19 protein-coding genes, 1 tRNA gene and 1 pseudogene are annotated in these 17,919 nt (G+C 52.0%); 11 read left to right on the top strand and 10 right to left on the bottom strand.

The genetic code is table 11. The features are described from left to right. Window positions 1-10 precede the first annotated feature (10 nt). Window positions 11-1,117, top strand: coding sequence for a PDDEXK family nuclease (locus A8710_RS05110; RefSeq protein ID WP_068858418.1), 1,107 nt, complete (start codon window positions 11-13; stop codon window positions 1,115-1,117). A 553-nt stretch (window positions 1,118-1,670) separates the two neighbouring features. Here the strand turns inward: A8710_RS05110 and A8710_RS12040 are convergent. Then, on the bottom strand, window positions 1,671-1,910 hold the full coding sequence (locus tag A8710_RS12040; RefSeq protein WP_082968676.1) for a helix-turn-helix domain-containing protein: 240 nt from the start codon (window positions 1,908-1,910) through the stop codon (window positions 1,671-1,673). A gap of 226 nt (window positions 1,911-2,136) precedes the next feature. On the opposite strand from A8710_RS12040, the gene A8710_RS05105 reads away from it, so the two are divergent. Together A8710_RS05105 and A8710_RS05100 are read left to right on the top strand one after the other, a co-directional pair. After that, window positions 2,137-2,865 (top strand): coiled-coil domain-containing protein, encoded by a 729-nt coding sequence (locus tag A8710_RS05105; protein WP_068858417.1) that lies wholly within the window; start codon window positions 2,137-2,139, stop codon window positions 2,863-2,865. Between the two features lie 522 nt (window positions 2,866-3,387). Further along, a complete protein-coding gene (locus A8710_RS05100) occupies window positions 3,388-3,729 on the top strand; it encodes a hypothetical protein (RefSeq protein WP_157686302.1) in 342 nt (113 codons plus the stop codon). A gap of 66 nt (window positions 3,730-3,795) precedes the next feature. On the opposite strand, the pseudogene A8710_RS12565 reads toward A8710_RS05100, so the two are convergent. The 5 genes and pseudogenes from A8710_RS12565 to A8710_RS12310 all read right to left on the bottom strand — a co-directional run. Then, window positions 3,796-3,924 (bottom strand): annotated as a pseudogene (locus tag A8710_RS12565) (OST-HTH/LOTUS domain-containing protein); the annotation flags it as partial. Window positions 3,925-4,001: 77 nt separating this feature from the next. Continuing rightward, window positions 4,002-4,427 carry a DUF6088 family protein gene (locus A8710_RS05095; protein ID WP_068858415.1) on the bottom strand — a complete coding sequence of 142 codons (426 nt, stop codon included), beginning with the start codon at window positions 4,425-4,427 and terminating at the stop codon, window positions 4,002-4,004. A gap of 244 nt (window positions 4,428-4,671) precedes the next feature. Then, window positions 4,672-5,166, bottom strand: coding sequence for a hypothetical protein (locus A8710_RS05090; RefSeq protein ID WP_068858414.1), 495 nt, complete (start codon window positions 5,164-5,166; stop codon window positions 4,672-4,674). Window positions 5,167-5,169: 3 nt separating this feature from the next. Continuing rightward, on the bottom strand, window positions 5,170-5,448 hold the full coding sequence (locus A8710_RS05085; protein WP_068858413.1) for a helix-turn-helix domain-containing protein: 279 nt from the start codon (window positions 5,446-5,448) through the stop codon (window positions 5,170-5,172). Window positions 5,449-5,682: 234 nt separating this feature from the next. Beyond that, the gene (locus tag A8710_RS12310; RefSeq protein ID WP_068858412.1) at window positions 5,683-7,416 is read right to left on the bottom strand and encodes a hypothetical protein; all 1,734 of its coding nucleotides are present in this window, start codon (window positions 7,414-7,416) and stop codon (window positions 5,683-5,685) included. A gap of 134 nt (window positions 7,417-7,550) precedes the next feature. On the opposite strand from A8710_RS12310, the gene A8710_RS05075 reads away from it, so the two are divergent. After that, complete coding sequence (locus A8710_RS05075; protein WP_068858411.1) at window positions 7,551-7,913, top strand: hypothetical protein; 363 nt, start codon at window positions 7,551-7,553, stop codon at window positions 7,911-7,913. 149 nt (window positions 7,914-8,062) lie between these two features. On the opposite strand, the gene A8710_RS05070 is transcribed toward A8710_RS05075, so the two are convergent. Continuing rightward, window positions 8,063-8,287 carry a hypothetical protein gene (locus A8710_RS05070; protein ID WP_068858410.1) on the bottom strand — a complete coding sequence of 75 codons (225 nt, stop codon included), beginning with the start codon at window positions 8,285-8,287 and terminating at the stop codon, window positions 8,063-8,065. A gap of 177 nt (window positions 8,288-8,464) precedes the next feature. Here A8710_RS05070 and mobQ point away from each other — a divergent pair, with 177 nt between their 5' ends. Further along, on the top strand, window positions 8,465-9,805 hold the full coding sequence (gene mobQ, locus A8710_RS05065; RefSeq protein WP_068858409.1) for a MobQ family relaxase: 1,341 nt from the start codon (window positions 8,465-8,467) through the stop codon (window positions 9,803-9,805). Between the two features lie 373 nt (window positions 9,806-10,178). Continuing rightward, window positions 10,179-10,817 (top strand): hypothetical protein, encoded by a 639-nt coding sequence (locus tag A8710_RS05060; protein WP_157686300.1) that lies wholly within the window; start codon window positions 10,179-10,181, stop codon window positions 10,815-10,817. 201 nt (window positions 10,818-11,018) lie between these two features. Here the strand turns inward: A8710_RS05060 and A8710_RS05055 are convergent, their stop codons facing one another. The 3 genes from A8710_RS05055 to A8710_RS05045 all read right to left on the bottom strand — a co-directional run bounded on the left by A8710_RS05055 (window position 11,019) and on the right by A8710_RS05045 (window position 13,619). Beyond that, window positions 11,019-12,359 carry a tyrosine-type recombinase/integrase gene (locus tag A8710_RS05055; RefSeq protein WP_068858407.1) on the bottom strand — a complete coding sequence of 447 codons (1,341 nt, stop codon included), beginning with the start codon at window positions 12,357-12,359 and terminating at the stop codon, window positions 11,019-11,021. Window positions 12,360-12,525: 166 nt separating this feature from the next. After that, a tRNA-Asn gene (locus A8710_RS05050) sits at window positions 12,526-12,601 on the bottom strand. A 118-nt stretch (window positions 12,602-12,719) separates the two neighbouring features. After that, a complete protein-coding gene (locus A8710_RS05045) occupies window positions 12,720-13,619 on the bottom strand; it encodes an AEC family transporter (RefSeq protein WP_198341622.1) in 900 nt (299 codons plus the stop codon). A gap of 139 nt (window positions 13,620-13,758) precedes the next feature. Between A8710_RS05045 and msrB the strand changes: the two genes are divergently transcribed. The 5 genes from msrB to A8710_RS05020 all read left to right on the top strand — a co-directional run bounded on the left by msrB (window position 13,759) and on the right by A8710_RS05020 (window position 17,901). Then, a complete protein-coding gene (msrB, locus tag A8710_RS05040) occupies window positions 13,759-14,262 on the top strand; it encodes a peptide-methionine (R)-S-oxide reductase MsrB (protein ID WP_068858406.1) in 504 nt (167 codons plus the stop codon). Between the two features lie 2 nt (window positions 14,263-14,264). Then, entirely contained in the window at window positions 14,265-14,864 is a 600-nt protein-coding gene (gene msrA, locus A8710_RS05035) for a peptide-methionine (S)-S-oxide reductase MsrA (RefSeq protein WP_068858405.1), read from the top strand. Window positions 14,865-14,877: 13 nt separating this feature from the next. Continuing rightward, the gene (locus tag A8710_RS05030; protein WP_068858404.1) at window positions 14,878-15,900 is read left to right on the top strand and encodes an AraC family transcriptional regulator; all 1,023 of its coding nucleotides are present in this window, start codon (window positions 14,878-14,880) and stop codon (window positions 15,898-15,900) included. Between the two features lie 130 nt (window positions 15,901-16,030). Then, window positions 16,031-17,125, top strand: a complete 1,095-nt coding sequence (locus A8710_RS05025) for a fatty acid desaturase (protein WP_068858403.1) — start codon at window positions 16,031-16,033, stop codon at window positions 17,123-17,125. Further along, the gene (locus A8710_RS05020) at window positions 17,122-17,901 is read left to right on the top strand and encodes a PaaX family transcriptional regulator C-terminal domain-containing protein (RefSeq protein ID WP_068858402.1); all 780 of its coding nucleotides are present in this window, start codon (window positions 17,122-17,124) and stop codon (window positions 17,899-17,901) included. The genes A8710_RS05025 and A8710_RS05020 overlap by 4 nt, the downstream gene beginning before the upstream one ends. Window positions 17,902-17,919: the final 18 nt, after the last annotated feature.

The raw sequence follows: 17,919 nt of genomic DNA, 5'->3' as shown, positions 1-17,919 counted from the left end.
GGACACGCCCATGCCCATCAAAACGCAAATCTGGACTGTAGGCAGCCAGCCAAGCCAGCTAAAGGAATGCACCCTGAGCAGTGAACAACTACTGGAAGACATGATCGTCAGTGCTCCACGCGTTCTGTCAGAAGAGTGGATGCTGATCGGTCGTCAGGAAAGCACCGGCATGGGGGGGCGAATTGATCTGCTTGCTATAGCCCCTGACGCTTCTCTGGTGTTGATTGAGCTCAAGCGCGACCGCACGCCGCGTGAGGTCGTGGCGCAAGCGCTGGACTATGCCTCTTGGGTCGAGCAACTGGGGGCAGAGGACATTGCCGCCATCTACAAAAGGTTCAAAAAAGATGCCGACTTAGCCGCCGATTTCTACCAATACTTCGGTCTCTCGCTCGATGAAGATGCACTTAACCAGAGCCACCAAATAATCATCGTCGCTTCCGGGCTTGATGCCAGCACAGAACGAATAGTGGCCTACCTAAGTGAGCGCGACATTCCAATTAATGCACTGTGCTTCCAAGTGTTTCAGCATGGCACTCAGCAGTTGATCAGCCGCTCTTGGCTAATCGATCCTGCCAAGACCCAGGTCAATGCCAGCAGCGGGAATGCTGGGGGCCAAGCAGAGCCATGGAATGGCGAGTACTACTGCTCCTTTGGTCATGACGCGACACGCTCTTGGCAAGATGCCATGAAGTTCGGCTTCATTTCAGGTGGCGGCGGCATTTGGTACAGCAGAAGTTTGAAGATGCTCACACCCGGCGATCGCGTATGGGTGAAAGTTCCGCAGCAAGGTTATGTTGGCGTAGGCCGTGTCACTGGACTGGCAACAGCCGCGGCTGATTTCACAGTTAAGCAAGACGGCGTTGATGTGCCGGTGCTAACCGCCGACATACTTGGGACTTATCACGTAGAGCATGTAAATGATCCTGAGCTGTGCGAGTACTTCGTGGCTATTGAGTGGCTACAAACCATTGCTGTCGATCAAGCCATCAGGGAAGTGGGCATGTTTGGCAATCAAAATACCGTATGCCGACCCACCACGCCGAAGTGGCGCTGGACGATTGAGCGGCTCAAAGAGCACTTTAAAAACTACGACAATGATAAGGACTCATTTCACTAGACATCTCCTTGTCTCAAGGGATGCTGTGTGGTCTCGGTAACTGCGTTTGACCTCCCGATGGTCATTCAAATCAACCGCTTGCCTGACCATAAGCAGCTTGCCAGCGAAGATGTCGACCTAGGGCAGCTCTGGAGCGAGGCTCGGAGCCTGCCCTGTGTGGGAGGCCGTATCCAGCTTGTCCAGCCTGTTACAACCGAAATAAACTGGCTAACTTAGCCCAAAAGTGGCCCCCTAACGTTTGAATTAACTGACCTGCGCAGCCTTTCGCGCAGATCCGGTGGAATGATGGGCTGGGCGTACTCTCATGTAGCAATACGATTGAGACAGGGAAATGCTCCTCAATTCATATTCGACATTGAATGATCGTCAAGATCGCCGAAATCGAAATTACGCGCATTAAGCGTGTAGAAACAGCTCTGAATCAGTGATCTGTTGGAATTTGTTCTCAGATTACGTCGGGGGGCTTTGACGATTCTGGTACCCCATCCAGCATGTTACCGGTTGAAATCAAAATAAAATATCGACAAAGGAAACGTCACCTACCCAGATATCTTTAACCCTTTTCCGGCACTGGAGGACTAAGCAGTTGTGTGACATCCATCTGCAAGACATCGGACAAACGACTTAAAATAAGCAATGAAGGATTGCTCACCCGTCGCTCGATCTGGCTAACGTAAGTTCGGTCGACACCCGCGCGAAGCGCCAGTTCTTCCTGAGACAAATGCAGAGATTTGCGCCGCTGTCGAACATTATTGGCGAGGTGTTTAAGGGTTATTTTATAGGCCTTTTCCATACCCACAGGGTGTGGTTACAGGGATTGTTAATCCACGGAATATATTCATCATCACTTGATATAACGCTAGGCGATACCAACTAGATATCTTCAAAAATGTTGAATATATTCATCATTTCATGCAAAGCTTAGTTACCGACTTAGGTCACGATTAGCAGCTTACGGACCAAAGTGCTTTGACATGAAACCGGCCATCTTGCGGCCGATTTGAGAGCGAGGGAGTATCATGCTCAACAACAATGGTGGTCAGGGATATCAGGTAGAAGATTACTTCAAGAGCGAGGCATACCTGTTTGGCCTCAAGAATGATCTCCGAAACCAAAGCGATCAGCTAAAACAGCAAGGCAACAACCTGGCTGCTTGGCAGAGTGCTTATCGTAACCTGGAACATGTGCAGAGTAAGTGGCAACAGGCACATGAGCAGCAGGCGCAGGAGATCACCAGACTCAATCAACGCTATGCCAGTCTGGATCAAGATGCAGATGAAGCTATTGCATCTTGGAAGCTACACAGTAGCAAGCTCTCTGACACCAACACTAGGCTCCAGGCCCAGGTCAACGAGCAGCAAAAGGTGATCGACTCTTTGCAGCTCGCCCGGGTCAACCAGACCGCTGCGCCTGTTGCTGACGAAATCCAGGCAACGATTACTGCTCTTCAAGAGCTAAACACCCAGCTCCAGGCCCAGGTCGCCAGTATGGAAACAGACCTCCGCTTGGAAGACGCAGGAGAGCGAGAACGGCACCTTACTGATCTAGTGAATCAAAACGCACACTTGGCCAGTAAGGTCACTGATACCATCCAAAACCTCCATGCAGATATGACCATAAATACGCGAATTCTTGCCGAACTTCAGAGTCTAAATGATGCGATTGAGGCACAAAGTCTTCACCTAGAGGATGCTCTGCAAATTGATGATCTTCGACTTGAATATGACTTCAGTAATGCGCAGCCATGACAATGATTGATAAAACGATCAAAAAGATGATGGACTCATTAAAACCATCTTTAGCCAGCTCGCCCCAGAGCTAATCAACCATGCCCCTATCATAGACAGTCAGGTGAGCATGACCCTATTGCTGGACTTCGACGGAGTACTTCATCCCTACCCTCTCCATGTTGATGACTTTAATGACGAACTTTTTCAAAACACGCCTCAATCCTGTGCACTGATGCGCCAGCATCCAGAGCTTCGGTTAGCTGTTAGCTAATCGTGGCGTGAGCGCTACTCAGTGAGCTACCAGAGTGTGCTTGGGGGCAACCTTGCTAATGCCACTCCTCAGCATCTCCCTTAACAGATGATAATAAGCGGACTTACGCCGCATACCAGAGATGCTAATGGATAGGAACAAAGTACCCCATGGGTTGTCACCCTCCGCAATCGCTTCATTGCGAAAGGAGATGCATGAGGAAAGCCCCAAGATGCAGCAAGAGCTGAAGCAGCGATACTCGTATATTTCTCTCGATCAGTTGCCAGATTGTGAATAAGTTCATGCACGGCTTCATGACTGCTCGTCATGACACTCGATTACTGCAAGTTCCTTCAAAATGGCAACTGGGGCTACGCAAGCGACTGGTTGATGCGTACTTGGGTAGGCTGTTCCGCCGTGCATACCAAAAAGGTCATGTGGTCATGGTGATCACCTCAGGTGCTGACAGCAAATGCAGCATCGAGCGATTAATCACCACCCTGCCTTTAGTTCAGCAACTGGTTTTGGTGCGTTCTTCGCATCTGGCTGAAGCACTGGCCCTAGCTCATGAATGGGCTGATGCCTCATGTGGGACTACTGCCTATCTAATCGACTTCGATCCGACAAAATAATAGATAGCAGAGTTAATCATTGCGGTAGGTAACGGAATGGCGAATAGCATGATGGATAGCTTGCTTTTAAGAAAAAACTCTTCTTCCTGCTGTATTAGATGTAGGCCAACGCAACCCGACGCTCAATCTCAAACAGCAAATCGCGTTAATAAACTCGCTGAGTTTTTTAAACCCATAATTGCTGGGGTCGAATGATGGCTAGCCAGACTCATCGAACATCACTTCATTACAGCCATATTGCCGAAAACTATTCGACGAAATTTGAGGGGAAATTAAATTCTCGGCACACTCACAAACTTATAAACGATCTGAAAGGTGTCATAACCGAGCTTGCGGGTGAGGCGCTTGTTCACTCCAATAACTCGTCCGTTGGGCACTTGCACCCCATCGGCGTTCATTCGCATAAGATTTGGCGACGGGAGAATGGTCACGCCTAAACGCTCTACTGCACGTCGAACGGTCACTACGCCTTCGACTGGAAGAATTTTCTTCGCATAGCGATTGTAATAGCCACGCGCATAGACCCCGTAGCCCAGGCGGCAGATTACTCCATCGGCTGCGAGCTGCTTCAACGCTCGGCCGACCTGGTCATACCCACCTAAGTCGGTGAAGTCTTCGCGCAGAAACACATTGCCTTTCTTGCGGGCAATCCGGGTCTTTATGCGCTCCAGCAGGGGCTTGGGCTTATTTGTCTTCATGACAAAATTCTCATTGCAAACATACGACATCATGATGCGCTAATTCTATGACTACATGTAGTACTACCAAAGTGTGGACGCCTTGTCCTCATGAGACGAATTTTTACCAATTCGTGTGGTGAATGCTCCAACCCATGATCACTGCGCACTTAAATAATCCAATTTTTGCTGATCTGTGCTGCAAATGATCTGCTATTACCCCGACCTGCCTTGACGCAGGACACTTCTATGCCCTACCACATCACTAGGCACGCACGTAGGAGCATGACACTTCCGTCAACTGCTTACTGCGGCTGCTGATGTAGATCATTACTCCATCTGGGCCGCCCATCTCCTGCCACATGGAGTAGGTGACACTGCCGTTCGGCTCGCGCAAAGGCTCATTCTTGAGCTTCAGGCGCTTGAGCACTTCCGCCGTGGGTAGCGTGGTCTGATAGCTCCAGCTCAACTCCTCTTGGTCGGCGCTGTAGGCGACGTTGTTAATGGTGGACTGGGGTACGCCCAGCACCATCAATGGGCGCTTCAGCCGATAGGGCTTGGGATCAGGTTGCATGCCGTTGTTCTGGACGCCATAGGCCCTTGCAGCGTTGTATGCCTTGAGAGCCTTTGCAAAGTCTCCTTGCTGACAGCTCAGCCAGCGCGAAATATCACGCTCGGCCTGGCTGACCGGTGCCGTGGCGGCCACCACGAAAGCCGGTGACAGAGCCAACGTAAGGACAGCGCAAGTCAGCTTGTTCATAGATCACTCCATCACAACACCCATTCGGAGCCCGAATGGCTTTAAGAGCTGGTCGGCAATATCCATCGTTGGATTAGCCTGACCATGCTCAATCTCTTGAAGGTAGCGCACAGACAAATTAGTCATGCGGGAAATCTCCGCGCGCGTGATACGCAACCCGGTCCGCAACAATTTGAGCACCTCAGGCAAGGGCAACCCTGGGCGTTCTTCAATTTTCCGGTAAACAGCCAGACGCGCCTCCATCTGCTGTATGTGGGTCATGGTGTGAAATCGCTTGTCCATGAACTGGCCTCCGTCAACGTATGCATGCAATCTTCATAGGGCCTAACGATTTCACACCATGACCAGTTATGGAGAGTCGTGTATGCGAAGTGGCTCTGGTGAAGGGCCTCCTGCCCGCCATCGGTCGATATGAATACTCATTAAGGCACGCAAAGCGCTCTTTTACCCTCAAGACAGCACATAAAAAAGCGCCTTAAGTGCCTTTTTGGATGAGCTTTGTTCATGTAGCTACCGTCAGAACTTAAGCACTTCGCCCGGCTTCAGGAGGCCCTTCACCAGAGCCAGCGCCTGGGGCGTGGCCTTGATGAAGTAAGGACCACTGCCCAGTTCCCCATAGTGGCTCTCGATGGTGTGCACCGAAATACCCTTGAGTACAGGACTGATGAAGCTCGCGTCCTGGCGCAGGCCGGAGGCCACCGCATTGGGCGGTGCATAGCCTAGGCGGGGCACCCAGACACCCTTGATCTTGTAGAAGCGGATCACCATGCCCTGAACAGACGGTGCAGTCTGCTTGGCATGGGCATCGTGATCATGGTCCCCAGTTTCCCGGGCCATGACACGGGCACTGGATGTCGGTGCGGCGGCGTCCAGATCGCCATTCTTGTAAGCCATGACCTTGCGGTAGGCGAGGTCTGAGGTCCAACCTTTGCCACAGTAGCTCATGGTGTCAGAGAAGCTGCCACCGGCCGTGCTGAAATAATAACCACGACCGGTATCGTAACCGCCACCATTGGTGCCAATACGACCATCCGGATACAGATCGGAGTCCACTTGGTCAGTGGTGCCACAAGATGCATGGCCCAAGGCCATCACGTGACCGAATTCATGGCCCAACACCGTGGCACCTTGATTTAGCCAGTGACCACCCAGGTATGGGCTGCTGACACTGCTGTCATCCACGGAGCTAAAGGACAGCGACATCAAGGAGGTGCCCAGGGCGACGCCCCCTAAATTGCCACCACCCTGCGCATTAAACCGAATGTTACTCGGCCATGCGCTAAAGCATTTTGTCATCCGGCGCAGTCCGTTGGGGTCCATTTTGATCTCCAGAGGGCTGCGATCAAAGCACTGAAAGTCCAGCTCAGCGATGGTGTCCGTCGCGCGCTGGAAGGAGAATGTGTAGATACCACCGGACACACTCTCAGCGTTTTCAGGCTTGAGCGGGGTCGGCGTGATCGCCGCCTCGTAGGTGATCGTGAAGTCATTGTGCGGATAGGTTCGCTTCAGCAGCGCCTTGAGGTCAGCTTCAGAAGGCAAGACACCCGTCTGACCTTGGAAGGTGATCGGGCGCACCACAATATTCTCGGTGATCTCAGGAACCACTTCGATGGTGCCACTCCGGTAGAGGCGGTCGGCCGCCGCTGCCGAGGAGGCGCGCATGTCATCAACAGCCACCTGCCAGCTGACGACATCGGCAGCCAGCTGGCCTGCCGGGATGACGCCAACATAGCTCTTCGTTAGCGTGGCACGGTCAACTGCCGTCGGTGCCGTGGTCGCCGCGCTAGTGAGCGCGACGGTCTGGCAGGCTCCAGTGGAGGAGCCCAAGACCAGCTTAGCCGAGGCAGGCATCGGCACGCCGGTACGCGAGGTGGTGACATCGATGCGGACACGGGTTTCCTTCTTCGCCGCTAGGCGGGAGTCCGTATCCACCATGTCCTGTTGCACAACCTGCAACCAAGAAACGTCCTTGATCTCCAGACTGTAGTCACCCTTGCCACCCGTGAGCTGGGTCACGGTGCAACCAGTGCCAGAGGCCGAGCGCGTCAGCGTGGCCACCGGCACCGTGGAATCGTCACCAGGCAGTGGCGTCGTCGGTGTCGTTGGAGTGGTGGGAGTACCACCACCCGGTGCTGGGGTGGACGAACCACTACCAGAGCCTCCACCAGCGCCACCGCAAGCCGTCATCAAGGTGGCCAAAAGAATGATGGCTGAAACTAAACCTGCTCGATTGGTAAGGAAAATATACATGGCGTCCTAGCTCTTTTTTTATGAATATATTCATCATAGTATTGCAGAATATATTCATCAACTAGCTGCAGATGTTAGCCAACCTAGCTACCTATCAATAAGGCAGACTGTGAGTTAGCGAGAGGGCAAGCGAGATGCTCAACAACAATGGCGGTAATGGGTATCAGGCGGAGGATTACTTCAAGAGCGAGGCGTACCTGCGTGGCCTAAGGAATGATCTGCTGGATCAGGACAGACGGCTTCAACGACAAGGCAACAACTTGGCTGCTTGGCAGAGTGCTTATCGCAACCTGGAACATGTGCTGAGTCAGTGGCAACAGGCGCATGAGCAGCAGGCGCAGGAGATCGCTAGTCTCAATCAACGCTATGCCAGACTGGTAACAAAATCCGATGAGGCCGTGGAGTCTTGGGAAAAATATAGTAGCCGTCTAAAAGACGATAACTCCAAGCTGCAAGCGCGCATCGATCAGCTAGAGTCCACAGATGCTCAGGGATAAGCGACCACTCTCACTAGCATAATAAAACATCCGCTCTGCAAGTTAATAGCCTAGTCACCCGGCAAGCAGACGATGAAGGGCCAGATATAACCCCATTGCGGTCCTCACTGAAATCGACACAGTTTCTCTTAAGACAAGCCATACACGACTCACATTTCTTGTTCCCCAACTCGTGGCGAAAGACCGAAAATTTCACGGTCACGCGGTCGGACAAGCCACTCATCAAACCCATCCGGCAAGCCACCGCCTAGACGTTCTAGGATGAACGCGCCGACCAGCACTTTCCGTCTAATGTCCTGCTGCTGGGCGAGCTTGCTCGTGTTGTACTTCATACGTGCCAGCGCGGCTTCAGCGGCAGCGATCCGCTGCTCCATTGTTTTTATCATATATCATTTGCTCTGATGATTCATACCAATTGACATAATAAGTAAAACTGATGATATTGCAAGCAGCTCGGTCTACACCCTGCCCGTAAAAATCGGAAGGGCGCACTTACGAGTTGATGAACAACTCTCGGCGGCCTGCAGGCGACAGAAAAAGAGTAAAAAGCAATGGCGATCTACCACGCGTCCTGTAAACCCCTGAGCCGTCGCGCTGGCAGGTCCAGTGTGGCCGCTGCTGCCTACCGGTCAGGCAGTAAGCTGATCGATAAGCGCACGGGCGAAAATCACGACTACACGCGGAAATCTGGCGTTGCACACTCTGAGGTCATTGCACCGTATGGCCTCGCGATTGAGCGTGAAGCGCTTTGGAATACAGTCGAAGAATCCGAAAAGCGAAAAGATGGTCGGACAGCGCGCGAATGGGTAATAGCACTACCCGCCGAGCTGAATGAGGCACAGCGACTTGAAGTGGCCCGCGATTATGTAAGATGGCTTATTGGGCGCTACCAAGTTGCCGCCGACCTAGCTATCCACAAGCCAAGTCGCGTAGGCGACCAGAGAAACCATCATGCTCACATCCTGTTGACCACCCGTAAGATGAACGAAGACGGTAAGCTGGTTGAAAAATCGGATGTCGAGTTAGATGGGCTGACACTAAAAAGACGGGGCCTGCCATCATCAAAACAGCAGATTATTGAGTGCAGAAAAGCGTGGGAGAGCAATGCAAATGCTGCGCTTTCTCGGCATGGTTATGAAACACGAATTGACCATCGTAACCATGAAGATGCTGGGCTAGATGCATTGCCAACTACTCACCTTGGTCCGCTGGCAAGCGCTTTAGAGCGAAGAGGCATTAAAACCGATTTAGGGAACATTAACCGCTCCCGTACTGCCCTAGAAATAGATGTATCAACAGCTAGTAGCAAATTGGAGAAGCTGCGTTGGGATCAGGTTTTAGGTGAGGAATTGGATGCGGATGAGGCTGCTTTCGCTCGAGAAAGTAGATTAAAATATGATCAACGACTGCAAGAGCTGCGTGAACAAAGGCACGCCGACGACAGCATCAGGCAGCCTAATTCAATAAACACGCCACTAAGCGCAGCAATTGATGCATATAAAGTAGCGCGATCAGCCTTTGAAAAATTGATTTATTGGCGTGGTATTTCACAAAGGATAGATGATTGGCGGAATGCACACCCTGTAAGGGCACTCCTACGAATTATTAATGATGAGCTGGTTGAGCTGAAGCGATCCCAAACTGATTTAAGGGAAGTAGATCACGATGCAGAAAGAAAACTAAAGCTTGCTGAGGTCGAATTGATGAGGGCACAGGATGAAGTTGAAAGGCAGTTAAAATCTCCGCCAAAGCCGATCTTGAGTAAAAATAAAAGTGATGAGCTCGATAAACTATGGAAAAAAGCACAAGAGATAGATGCGTTGAGAATCGATATGCAGACGGTTAGCAGGTCGAACAATGACGATGAAAGTAAAATGTCGATTAAATTTTAGAATATTTTTTCATATCCACAACGAAAATTCAGCCTCTTAATTCCAGAAAAGAATAAAACTTTCGCTATAGTGATAATAATATATTTATAGCGCAATTTGATAAATTTTATTAAAAATTGATGCATCATGATGAACTATGTAGGATTTTCTTATCAAATTTTAAGGGATAAGAAATGAACATCAAACGATTTTTAATTAGCCAGACCTTATTGATCCGAGCTTTTGGGTTTTCAAGAACAACTTTTTATCGCCATAAAGCTGATCCAAATTTTCCAAAACCAATTAAATTTAATAAAGCTCGACAGGGATTAGTTTATTATAGGGTTTGCGATGTAGAGGATTATATTAATAAGCTCGGCGAGGAAATTAATAAATGAACACACAAACCGAGCCAAAAGAACGCGTAAACCTTAGAAAATTAGACTTCTCTCCTAATCTGAATCCTTTTGTACATGAAATATCTATGAAAATGAAAAAAAAGAAGGTGTTCACTCAGATTAACAGGACTCTCGCTGATGTTGATACCGGAGAGATTCTTGGTTCTTGCGCTATTAGCGTCACTGAAATTGATAAAAAGGCATTCATAAAAATTTTTGCGGAACTTAACACGGAAAAACAGAAGCTTACATTATCGGCTCGACAGGTTTTGGAAGAGGTCCTTCAAATTTATATGGATGAGCCAATGCGCGGCGGATATGCTGACTCAGTCTATATTTATTTCATGGAAAATAAAAACAAGGAGTGCATTTTAAATGGAAATAAAATAAGTTTTAGCTTGAAGACCTTACAGCGCGGCTTAAAAGAGATCATAGAGGGTGGATTAATTTATCCAAAGTCGCCCAATGTTTTCTGGATTAATCCACATTTGTACTTTAAAGGTGACCGAATTTTATTTTTAAAAGAGTATCGACTGAAGGTAAAAGAATTGGAAAATACAATGTACCCGAAAATAAATTTGGAGAAAAAAGAGTTGGAGATAAAGCAGTCCGCAACCCCAGAAGTCATGGCTTAAACGGTTGCCTCCCCCTATTATAGAGCCGCCACCAACGAAAGACAAAAAATTTGATTAATTGTCTTGAGAATGCTTTGACTTGTCAGTCAACCTAATTAAATTGTCCCATGACCCGAGCAAATCCGCGGCTTAGCGGCCGCTCAGTTCTCAGTCTTAATAATGCAGGTAGAGTGAAGCGCGCAGCGCGCAGCGGGGCCGAGCTCAGGCCCTCCTAATTGCCACTGCTCTAAGCCTCGGGTGGGCGAAGTCATACGGAGTTACCCGCTCCTGACGATTTGCGTCCAGATAGTCCGACCACCATTGCATCATCTGCCGCCGCTCCTCAATGAACTCTGCTGAATGAATGTAGGCAGCTTCCACACTGTTCCTTTCCCTGTGGCTCATTTGCAACCGAATAGCATCCGACTGCCACAATTTGGATTGTCGAAGCGCTCCATTTGCCATACTCCTAAATCCGTGACCACAAACATCAGTCTTGGTATTGAAGCCCAGTCTGCGCAGGGCTGAGTTGATGGTGTTTTCTGACAGCACACACTTCCCATTTTTGCCGGAGCCGGGAAACACTAACTCTTGGCGCCCGGTGATCTCGTAAACCTCCCGTAGCAGCCTTACAACTTGTCGAGATAGCGGCACAAGATGTTCTTCCCTCATTTTTGAACCTCTATACGAGTGCGGTACCACTCGCTTACCTTCCAGGTTCGCGATAGGCTCTCGCGAGGCGGGAACCGTCCAGATTGATCGTTCCAAATCAATTTCCTGCCAGCGGGCAAAACGCAGCTCGCTGCTCCGGATGAATACCATAAGGGCGATCTGCACCGCTAGACGGGTAACCGGGGAGCGCCCGCTGTAGCCCTCCAGCTTAATAAGGAATTCTGGCAGACGTTCTTCAGGCAGGGCTGGGTGGTGTTTGACCTTCGGCGAGCTGCTATTTCCCGCCAAATCCAACGCAGGGTTGCTATCAATCAGTCCCTGCTGAACGGCGTAACGCATCACTCGGCAAATTGCCTGCTGCATCCGCTGCGCGAGTTCCAGTGCACCGCGCTCTTCAATTTTTCTAACGGGCTGAATGAGGTCGCGGGTCTTGAGGCTCGTGACGGGCCGCCGCCCAAGGGCTTGGAAAAGATTGGCTTCCATCCTTTCCAAATATGTCGTGGTGTAGTCCTCTGACCATTTCTTCTTCTTCGCCTCCGCCTTGTGCCATAGCCGGGCCACTGCCTCGAAACTGTTCTCGTGGTCGGCCTTGAGGCGCGCTTGCTGCTCACGCAGGTGTGATTTGGGGTCTATCCCTTGCGCTAGTAGCTCTTTTACTTCCTCGCGTCGTTTGCGGGCCATCTTGAGCGTCGTGGAAGGGTAGCTGCCGATCACCAAGCTATCTTCTTTTCTGTCACCCGGTCGGGTGTACTTCATCCGCCAGGACTTGCTGCCAGACGGATTTAGCAGCAGAAAAAGTCCGCCCCCATCAGAAAGCTTCTTGCCTCCATCGGGGTTGTAGCGCGCAGCTTCACATTTAGTGTCAGTTAGCGGGACGACTTGGCGGGCCATGACAACCTCGTTCAATGGGGTACGGCTGATTCCGTGCCCCTAAACTTACCCCCAAAGGGTTGAGGTGTGTCAAGGTGTGGTGAGACGTGTTGAAAACGAAAAAGCCCGCAAATGCGGGCTTATCCGGCCGTTTCAGGTCATGCTAATGCATGTTGAAACGTATATATGGCTCCTCGAACTGGACTCGAACCAGTGACCCACGGATTAACAGTCCGTTGCTCTACCGACTGAGCTATCGAGGATCGGTGAGGACGCGAATCATAGTGATGAGGCCGTTTCCGGTCAAGCCTCTGTGCGACTGTTTGCTCATAAATAAGCCGCTCACCGGCAAACCGCCTGCTTCTCGCACAACGGACGAGCCTAAGGTAACGCCATACTCCATAAAGGCACGGTCACCAACGACAATAGAATGCCAATACCCAGCACAGCATTGGCTAGGTCAGGCTCCAATTTAAATTGTTCCGCCAAGATAGCAGCCGAGATCATCGGGGCCATTGCCGCCTGCAATACCGCAACACTCAAGATGGCACCCGAGACACCCAAAGCACTACCCAGGCTCCACATCACCACTGGTGCCAATGCCATTTTCCAGCCCAGTGCCACGCCCACAGGCAGCCACTGATGACGAGCCAGTTGCAACTTTAGGCGTAAGCCCACCGAGAACAACGCTAAGGGCGCCAACGATTGCGCAATACGGTGAAGAACACTTTCCACGGAGGGTGGCCATCCGCCCAACTGCCCGACCAACAGACCGATGATGAGGCAGACAAATGCGGGAAACAGCAATACTCGCTTAGCCACAGCGGCGGGTGTGGCGGCTTGGCCGGCATAAATTACACCAACCACAACACCGCCCAAGCTGAGCATGACAAAGCAACCCAACTGATCCGCCACGACACCCAGAGCCAATTGCTCGGGACCGCGCAAAGCCTCGAGCAAGGGGTAGCCCATAAAAGAGGTATTGCCCAAGCCACACACCAAGGTCAATGCGCCGATCCGGGCATTCGACCAGCCAAGGCGTCTGCCCAACCAGCGGCAAAGCAGAAACGCGCCAAGAAAAACCAGCCACTGCGAGACCACCAAATACCAGAGGTTAGGATCAAGATGTAGGCGAGGAATCAGCTCTAGCACCATCGCTGGTAAGGCAATTTGAACGACCCACCAGTTTAGGCTGGGAGCCAACGCCGCCGGTGGATTGCCATAGCGGCGCATGAGCACACCGAGGAGCAAACAAACCGACAGTAATAGCAACGCACTCATCTCAGCTCCGGGACAGATCCGTCAAAGGGCGTTAGGGTAGCCGATTCGGGGCAAAGGAAAATATCCCCAATACGTTGTAGCGTTTCAGCTGTCTTAGCGTCTAAAACATGACACCCTGCTATTACGAGCATAAATCATCATGAATCGAAGAAATTTACTGCTGGGCGGAGTGGTTGCCCTGTTAGCGACGCGCTTTGGCCATGCCACCACGGTCGCCACTCATCAAGTCAAAGGCTTCATTAAAGACCCGGTCTTCTGGCGAAAAAAAGTCAGTGACGACGCCTGGGATGTGCTGTTCGAAGAAAACACCGAATCGCGTTTTTCCAGTCAGCTTAACTATGAAAAATCGTCGGGCACTTACCTCTGTGCCGCCTGCTTCCAGCCTCTGTTTAAGAGTATGGCCAAGTTTGACAGTGGCACAGGCTGGCCCAGTTTTTTCCAAGCGCTGCCGAAGTCCATTGGCCAGCGAGAGGATCGCCGCTTCTTTATGACACGCGTGGAGTATCACTGTTCGCGCTGTGGTGGCCATCAAGGCCATGTCTTCGAAGATGGCCCTAAGCCGACTGGGTTGCGCTATTGCAATAACGGTCTAGCCCTGCGCTTTATTGAGCAAGGCAAGCCGCTGCCCGCTCTGAGAGGTTAATCATGGATTTGCTCAGGAAGGCATTACTGCTTTGCGTCCTCCCCTTTGCCACCAGCACTGCCTCGGCCGCAGCCCCGGTAGCCCAGACGGAAACAGCTATTTTTGCCGGCGGCTGCTTCTGGTGCAGCGAATCAGACTTCGAGAAGCTGAAGGGCGTAAAGGCCGTTATATCTGGCTATACCGGCGGGCATGTCGCTCAGCCGAACTATGCTCAAGTCTCCAGTGGTGCCACGGGGCATTTGGAGGCTGTGGAAGTTCAGTACGACCCCACCGTGATCAGCTATGGGCAATTGGTGAACTACTTCTGGCGACATCATGATTTTCTCGATGCCGGCGGGCAGTTCTGTGATCGTGGTGAGCAATACGGCCCGGCTATTTTTACGGCCAATGCCGCGCAGATGCGCATCGCCGAGCAGAGCAAAGCGGCTCTGCTGAAAGCCCGTGGTCTGAAGCAGATTGCCACGCGCATCGTGCCCGCGAACACATTCTATGTGGCGGAGGACTATCACCAGGATTACTACAAGAAAAACAGCTTCCGATATCAGTACTACCGCTTGTCTTGTGGCCGCGATGCCCGTATGAAGGTGCTTTGGCCTCATTGATGCTTTTTAACTTATGCAATTGCCTGCCAGCTACGCCATCTATTTGTTATCTCTCATGCTCGAACGTGGGCATGCGGCTGACGATGTGCTGGCAGGTACCGACCTGACGGAAGCCCAGCTTGGCCTGCAGAATCGTCGTATCGAGGGGTTTCAGTACGGTCGCATGTTGGCAAACTCACTGCGCGTCAGTGGCGATCCCGCCTTGGCCTATGAGCTGGGCCTACGGAGCCAACTGACTCAGCACGGCTTTGTTGGCTTCAGCCTAATGAGTAGCAGCACGCTGGAGGAAGCCGTTGCGCTCAGTCAACGCTACCTTGAGGCACGCGCACCGCTATTTCGCAGCCGCATCCAGTATGAAGATGACTGGGTCATTGTGGAGTTGGCCGAAACCATTCCGCTTGGGGTGTTGAAAAGCTTCACCTGCGACATTGTGCTCGTCGAACTCTGCTGCTTGTTTAACCGCTTGCTCAGTGGGCAACCCACACCGTCCCATTGGCGCAGCGAGATTGCCGTGCCCTACCCCGAGCCGCCGCATTACGCCGCCTGGCGCGATCGCCTGCCCAAATTCCACTTCGCCCAACCCAGTATGCAAATCCGCTTTCCACGGCAATTGCTCCGCCAGCGCATTGCTACGGCCAACCCCGCGACGGCGCAGCTGGCCATCGCCCAATGCGAACAGGAGCTTGCTGAGCTCGCAGCGGCAGAAGCATTAGACCCTTGGGTTGCACAGATTCGCTCTCAGCTGAACGCAAATACCGGTCGCTATGACCGCCTGCATGAGCTAGCAGAAAAGCTCCATGTATCTGAACGCACACTCAAGCGCCGATTACAGGAAGCAGGTACGTCCTACCAGCGCCTACTCGACGAAGCCCGAGAGCAGCAAGCCAAAACTTTACTGGCGCGACCCGATGCAACGATAGCTCAAATAGCTCAAGCCTTGGGTTATCAAGATCCCGCCAACTTCACGCGAGCATTTCGTCAATGGACGGGATGCTCGCCCTCGGCGTTTCGTCGTCAACCTTTTGATACACGCTAAAACCGCCCCCTAAAGTTGGCCTAATTTGACAGATATTAGGCGCAACTGCCCCTGACACTTGGCTAACCCTAAGCCCTAATCTGATGCGGTCGGACTCTCCTGTCCGTCGTTTTCAACGAGGCATCGCTTCATGACGTCATCTCATTCCAACGCATCGGCCATGACCGATGCGCAAAAATCAGAACACATAAAAAATACCGTGCTGGCCGCGGGTGTCGCGCTTCGCGAACGCCATCACTGGTTGCGGCATCAGGATGCTATCGGCGCCGGCATCATGATTGTTTCCCTGCTCGGCATGATCGCCAGTGGCACGCTCTATGTTCAGGGTGTTATTCCGTGGTGGCTCTGTGTGCCTATCACCGCCATTTTTGCGTCGTTTATTCATGAGCTGGAGCACGACCTGATCCACATCATGTATTTCCGTAAGCAGCCCAAAGTCATCAACTTCATGTTGCTCATGGGTTGGATTGCCCGAGCCAGTACGGTCAGCCCGTTTGTGCGTCGCAAGCTGCATCTGCATCACCACAAGTTCTCCGGCACCGAATCCGATTTGGAAGAACGCGGCATCACCAATGGCGAACGCTGGGGCTTACGCCGTTTGCTCATGACAGGTGACAACATGCTCGCCGTCTACCTGCGCCCCATGACCATGCGTAACGCTACACGTGCCTATATTCAGTCACAGAAGCCGAAGAGCAAGGCCGAAGTGCGCGCCATGATCAAAGAGCAAGTCGGCGCCTATTTCCCACTCGGCAATATTTACTATGCGCTGTTTCACACGTGGGTGATCTGGCATCTGGTGAGCTTCGGTGCAGACCTCTCGGGCTATGCCATCACGCTACCGTCCTGGGCTGAAGCGGGCGTGGCGGGGCTGAATATCTTCGCCGTGGTTTACATGCTGCCTTCCTTCCTGCGCACCTTCTGCCTGCACTTCATTAGCTCCAACATGCACTATTACGGTGATGTCGAAGCGAAAAACGTCATGCAGCAGTGCCAAGTGCTGAATCCTTGGTGGTTGCTCCCGATGCAGCTGTTCTGCTTCAATTTCGGCAGCACGCACGCCATTCACCATTTCGCAGTGAAAGAGCCGTTCTACATTCGCCAGTGGAATGCCAAGATCGCGCATAATGCGATGCGCGAGATGGGTGTGCGATTTAACGATTACGCCGCCCTCAAGCGCGCTAATCGCTTTTTCACCACGCCAGAGACTGCCCGCTCAACATGAAACTCAATGCACGACACCTGATACTCGATCTGCTGCTAGCCAGTGACCATCATCAGGTGTCCGTGCGTGAAGCCATTACCGCCTGCGGAATTTTTGCGATCAGCGAGAACTCGGTGCGTGTAGCGCTGGTGCGCTTATCTGCAGATGGCTTGGTACAGGCGGCGGGCCGCGGGCATTATCGTCTCGGCCCGCAAGCCTTAGATTTAGCGGGCGATGTTGCGACCTGGCGTAGCGCCGAGCAACGCCTCAGACCTTGGCATGGCGACTGGATGACGGTGTTCACTGCTAATCTGGGGCGCACCAATCGCACCGCACTAAAGCGTCGTGAACGTGCGTTAACCATGTTGGGTTTTCGCGAGCTTGAGCAAGGCCTGCATGTTCGGCCAAATAACTTAGAAAGCGGCCCAGAAGCGGTCTTAAAGCGCCTGCACACGCTCGGCCTGGAGCCGGAAGCACGCTTATGTTTGAGTCAGCAATGGAGCGACGAAGCCGCGCTCACAAGCCTTTGGGATACCACTCGCCTCAATGCAGACTACCGTTATTGGCAGCAATCGCTAGAAACCTGGATGCAACACGCACAGGAGCTCGATGCCGAAACAGCGGCACGTGAGTCATTCTTGCTCGGTGGCCAAGCCATTCGACATGTTGTTTTCGACCCCTTACTTCCCGATAGCTTTATTGATAGCCAAGCCCGACTGGCATTTGTTGCCAGCGTCCGCACCTTTGATAAAGTCGGGCATCAAATCTGGCAAACGCTTTACGCCTCAATTCGCTGATCACTGTTTTCATCCAAG

Origin of the sequence: Perlucidibaca aquatica (genome assembly GCF_001676655.1) — a bacterium.
Lineage (GTDB): Bacteria > Pseudomonadota > Gammaproteobacteria > Pseudomonadales > Moraxellaceae > Perlucidibaca > Perlucidibaca aquatica.
Note: the sequence above shows the minus strand (reverse complement) of the source record. Positions and strands in the feature narration are given on the sequence as shown.